Raw genomic sequence first — 697 nt, 5'->3', positions numbered from 1 at the left:
CTTCTTGAGAGCAAGCTCTCAATCCATTCGCTCGACTTGCATGTATTAGGCACGCCGCCAGCGTTCATCCTGAGCCAGGATCAAACTCTCCAATGAAGTTAGTTTGTCTAGCATCTAAAAATAAAAATTGACGTTTCACGTTGTTTGTTTCGTTCAGTTTTCAAAGAACTAAAAGCGGGTGAAGAGAATCGAACTCTCGACCAGAGCTTGGAAGGCTCTTGTTTTACCACTAAACTACACCCGCGTGGTCGGGAAGACAGGATTTGAACCTGCGACCCCCTGGTCCCAAACCAGGTGCTCTACCAAGCTGAGCCACTTCCCGTAATTGGCGCGCCCGAGAGGAGTCGAACCCCTAACCTCTTGATCCGTAGTCAAACGCTCTATCCAATTGAGCTACGGGCGCTTATTCATGATGTTTTTTCGTCGTTGTATTTTGGCGACTCAATTATCTTATCATACTACATTTTCAAATGCAAGTACTTTTTTAAGATTTTTTTGATGCGGCCGAGAGGACTTGAACCTCCACGGGGTTTCCCCCACTAGGCCCTCAACCTAGCGCGTCTGCCGTTCCGCCACGACCGCGCGGAAAAAACAAAAGTGAGCCATGAAGGATTCGAACCTTCGACCCTCTGATTAAAAGTCAGATGCTCTACCAACTGAGCTAATGGCTCGTAAATGGCTGGGCTAGCTGGATTCG

Annotated in this window: 5 tRNA genes and 1 rRNA gene; all 6 read right to left on the bottom strand. The window is 47.9% G+C overall.

The features are described 5' to 3' along the window. Positions 1-96: ribosomal RNA gene (locus tag MR170_RS30915) — 16S ribosomal RNA — on the bottom strand; the annotation flags it as partial. A 77-nt stretch (positions 97-173) separates the two neighbouring features. Then, a tRNA-Gly gene (locus tag MR170_RS30910) sits at positions 174-244 on the bottom strand. 1 nt (position 245) lies between these two features. Next, a tRNA-Pro gene (locus tag MR170_RS30905) sits at positions 246-322 on the bottom strand. Between the two features lie 4 nt (positions 323-326). Further along, positions 327-403: transfer RNA gene (locus MR170_RS30900), tRNA-Arg, on the bottom strand. Between the two features lie 96 nt (positions 404-499). Then, positions 500-582, bottom strand: a tRNA-Leu gene (locus MR170_RS30895). Between the two features lie 16 nt (positions 583-598). Continuing rightward, positions 599-671, bottom strand: a tRNA-Lys gene (locus MR170_RS30890). Positions 672-697 lie beyond the last annotated feature (26 nt).

The sequence above is a fragment of the Bacillus cereus group sp. BfR-BA-01524 genome, assembly GCF_022662595.1.
In the GTDB taxonomy this organism is placed as follows: domain Bacteria; phylum Bacillota; class Bacilli; order Bacillales; family Bacillaceae_G; genus Bacillus_A; species Bacillus_A thuringiensis_S.
The sequence above is the reverse complement of the archived record's forward strand: the minus strand, read 5'-3'. Positions and strand labels throughout refer to the sequence as shown.